This window comes from Streptomyces sp. URMC 126 (assembly GCF_051386555.1).
Lineage (GTDB): Bacteria > Actinomycetota > Actinomycetes > Streptomycetales > Streptomycetaceae > Streptomyces.
Window position 1 is genome coordinate 1 of record NZ_JBPQTX010000495.1, and the last position, 3,357, is coordinate 3,357.

At 72.0% G+C, this 3,357-nt stretch carries 4 protein-coding genes and 1 pseudogene; 1 reads left to right on the top strand and 4 read right to left on the bottom strand.

Features of this window, described 5'->3' with window-relative positions; all coding sequences use genetic code 11:
- Nucleotides 1-154: 154 nt before the first annotated feature.
- Nucleotides 155-1,240, bottom strand: a complete 1,086-nt coding sequence (locus tag ACSNOK_RS31870; RefSeq protein ID WP_436784272.1) for a mechanosensitive ion channel family protein — start codon at nucleotides 1,238-1,240, stop codon at nucleotides 155-157.
- 258 nt (nucleotides 1,241-1,498) lie between these two features.
- Here ACSNOK_RS31870 and ACSNOK_RS31875 point away from each other — a divergent pair, with 258 nt between their 5' ends.
- Nucleotides 1,499-2,035 carry an HNH endonuclease gene (locus ACSNOK_RS31875; RefSeq protein ID WP_004950088.1) on the top strand — a complete coding sequence of 179 codons (537 nt, stop codon included), beginning with the start codon at nucleotides 1,499-1,501 and terminating at the stop codon, nucleotides 2,033-2,035.
- Between the two features lie 192 nt (nucleotides 2,036-2,227).
- On the opposite strand, the gene ACSNOK_RS31880 is transcribed toward ACSNOK_RS31875, so the two are convergent.
- The 3 genes and pseudogenes from ACSNOK_RS31880 to ACSNOK_RS31890 form a co-directional block, all read right to left on the bottom strand.
- Complete coding sequence (locus ACSNOK_RS31880; protein ID WP_436784273.1) at nucleotides 2,228-2,503, bottom strand: hypothetical protein; 276 nt, start codon at nucleotides 2,501-2,503, stop codon at nucleotides 2,228-2,230.
- On the bottom strand, nucleotides 2,496-2,798 hold the full coding sequence (locus ACSNOK_RS31885) for a hypothetical protein (protein WP_436784274.1): 303 nt from the start codon (nucleotides 2,796-2,798) through the stop codon (nucleotides 2,496-2,498). Before ACSNOK_RS31885 ends, ACSNOK_RS31880 begins: the two co-directional genes overlap by 8 nt.
- Nucleotides 2,799-2,863: 65 nt before the next feature.
- Nucleotides 2,864-3,357 (bottom strand): annotated as a pseudogene (locus ACSNOK_RS31890) (hypothetical protein); the annotation flags it as partial.

Genomic DNA, 3,357 nt, shown 5'->3' on the forward strand with positions numbered 1-3,357 from the left:
ACTGAGGGGTGCGCTTGTCCTTGAACTCCCCCCAGAGGGGCACCCCCTCTGGGGGGAGCGCACAGGGCGCTTCGGGGGTGCGGGGGCCCGCCCCCGCGAGAAACGGTGAAGGGGCGGGACCGGGACGCCAGCCCGCCGCAGGCGCACCCCCGCCTCACTTCCCCAGCGTCGCCCCCGGCGGCACCGCCGTCACCGGCGGTATCGGCGCCGTTGCCAGGGCCTGCGGTGACGTCGGGTTCGCGAGCGCGGACGGCGGTGCCACGACGGCGGTCGGGTCGGCGGCCTCCGCCGCGTCCTCCGGCGCCGCGGCCGGCGGCGGCCCCATTCGGATGCCCGCCGCGTCCAGCGCCCGCTTGATCCGCCAGCGGAGCTCGCGGGCGACGGCCGCCGCCTCGCCCGGCGCGGCCTTCGCCTGGACCCGGACCACGACGGAGTCGAGGGAGACCGAGTCCAGCCCCATGACCTCGACCGGCTCCCAGAGCTTCTCGTCCCAGGGGGCGGTCTTGGACATCTCCTCGCCCACCTCGCTTATCACCTGGCGGGCGCGCTCCAGGTCCTCGTCGTACCGCAGGGTGACGTCCACCTCGGCCATGGCCCAGCCCTGGCTCAGGTTGCCGATGCGCTTGACCTCGCCGTTGCGGACGTACCAGATGGCGCCGTTCGCGCCCCGGAGCTTGGTCACGCGGAGGCCGACCTCGACGACCGTGCCCGTCGCGACCCCCGCGTCGATCTCGTCGCCCACGCCGTACTGGTCCTCAAGGATCATGAAGACGCCGGACAGGAAGTCCGTGACCAGATTCCGGGCACCGAAACCGATGGCCACACCGGCCACACCGGCGCTCGCCAGCAACGGCGCCAGGTTGATCTTCAGTACCGACAGCACCGTCAGCGCCGCCGTCCCCATGATCAGGAACGAGGCGACACTGCGCAGCACCGAGCCGATGGCCTCGGAGCGCTGGCGGCGGCGTTCCGCGTTGACGAGGATGCCGCCCAGGGCGTTGTCCACGGCCTGGGCCGTGCGGTTCATCCGGGCTATGAGCTTGGTGATCCCCCGGCGGACGAGCGAGCGCAGCACGATCGCGATCGTGAGGATCAGGACGATGCGCAGACCGTTGCTGATCCAGACGGACCAGTTCGCCTCCAGCCAGCCGGCGGCGTCGTTGGCGGTCTTCTGTGCCTCGTCGAGGGACGAGGGACGAGGCGTCGAGTCAGCGGCGACGAGGGCAGCGGACCAGGACACAGCGGGAACCCTTCGTAATGGACATGCCCGGCGCCGAGCATCGGCAGGGGCAGAATCACCACACTAACGGGGCAGAGCGGGTCACCCGTTGTTGTGTTCGAGAAGGGACGGGTCCTGCGCGCAGTTGACCGAGGTGTGTTCCAAAACACCTGAGACCCGTTACCCGCCGATGGTGGCGCACCGGCCAGGGGCCAGGGGACACTTGCAGGAGATCGTCCCGGCGCGAGCCACGCGCCGCCGGCGTACAAGGAGGCACCCGTGCCGCATGTCCTGGTCCTCAATGCGTCGTACGAGCCGCTCGGCGTCGTACCGCTCCGCCGCGCGCTCATACTCGTCCTCAACGAAAAGGCGATCAGCCTGGAGGACACGGGCGCCTACCTGCACAGCGCCAGCTGCACCATCCCCGCCCCCAGCGTCGTGAGGCTCAAGCGCTTCGTGCGGGTCCCCTTTCGGGGCCCCGTCCCCCTCACCCGCCGGGCCCTCTTCGCCCGCGACGGCGGGCGTTGCGCCTACTGCGGTGGCGTCGCAACCAGCGTCGACCACGTCGTCCCGCGCAGCCGGGGCGGGCAGCACGCCTGGGAGAACGTGGTGGCCGCGTGCCGCCGCTGCAACCACGTCAAGGCCGACCGGCACGTCTCCGAGCTGGGCTGGCGGCTGCGGCACCAACCGGCCCCGCCGTCCGGCCTCGCCTGGCGCATCATCGGCACGGGGCATAGGGACCCGCGCTGGCTGCCTTACCTGGAGGCATACGGCGCGGAAGACGCGATGGCCCGGATCGACGGCATTTCCGCCTGAGACGGGCCTTCGTCATTCCGGGGCCCGGCCCCGTTCCCGTATCCGCACCCCGCCTCCGGCCCGGCCGCCCGGCGCGGATCGGGACCGGGGCGGGGCCGGGGGTGCCTGGGCGAACGCTCGCTTCCGCCGCGCGGCGGCCGGGGCGCGTGGTGGCACCGCGTGCCCGGCATCATGAGCCGCGACCCAGGCCGGTCAGAATGGAAAGACCCGGGTGAGCACGACGGTGTGAGCCTCTTCATTGATCCAATACTCGACGATGCCCCCGCCGTCCGGGATGGGGACGGTCCGCCAGTGTTTTCCCTGGGGCGCCGGGGAGTTGCCGTGAAGCCATGGGTCTTCCGCGATGGCCACGGTCAGAGCAACGATCTTTCCGAAGAGATCCGCCGGCAGGCGGGGATCGGCGAGCACCTCACCTGCCACGGCAGATGGTTCGACCGGCCAAATCTCCGGTTCTTCGCGATCACTCACCAGGCATCTCTCCGCCCGCCGCCCTGCGACGACGAATGATCTCGTCCATGCTGACGACCGGCAGGGTGCCGGCCTCGGTGGCCGCGATGACACGCTCCCGCTCGGGGTCGGTGTCCAGCATGGCGTGGCCCCAGTACGTGGCCATCACGTGATCGAGATCCGGACCCGCCTCAGCGGCGAGTACCAAGCGGTAGAACTCCATGCGCTTCTCCGCACCCAGCGCTTCGGCAATACCTTGGATGGTGCGTGGCACCTGCGGACGAGACGCTCCGTAGTGGACCGGTTGTGCGCTCATGAGGGGTGGTTTCCTTTCCCTTCGCTTCGGACAAGTCTGACGGTTCCGCTGCGGTCGGTCGAGCGTCACCGGCGGCCCTTGCCAGGCTTAGGCGGACGGACCGGTGGCCGGGGACGGTTGCGGACGACCGTTCGGAGGTCGGCCACGCGGCGGCGGACGTCGTCCCGGTACTCGGCGGACGGGCCGGTGGCCGGGGTGTCGCCATGGCAGGCGCGGCACAGGCCGCCCGGCAGGGCCTCCGGCGGGCCGGGGACGTGACAGCCCGCGCACTCCATGATCCGGGCGGGCCCGGGCCGCTCCTCGGGCCCGGCGAACGGCGCGGGCGGCTCGGGCGGCATCCGGTCCGTCAACCGTCTGCGGGCCAGCGCACCCGGTGCGACGACGACCTCCGGCAGCCCGTTGACCAGCGCGTGCCGCAGCGCCGCCGGGCTCGTCCCGCGCGCCAGCCACTCCGCCGCCAGCGGTTCGAGCTCCACGCACTCGCGTGCCGAGAGGCCCATGCGGGGGTCGGTCCTGCCGAGCGAGGCGAGGACGTCGTGGGCGGGGGAGCGGCGGGAGG

Excerpts from the sequence above, each read along its gene's own strand:
- ACSNOK_RS31885 (WP_436784274.1), bottom strand. The coding sequence starts at position 2,798 with ATGAGCGCACAACCGGTCCACTACGGAGCGTCTCGTCCGCAGGTGCCA.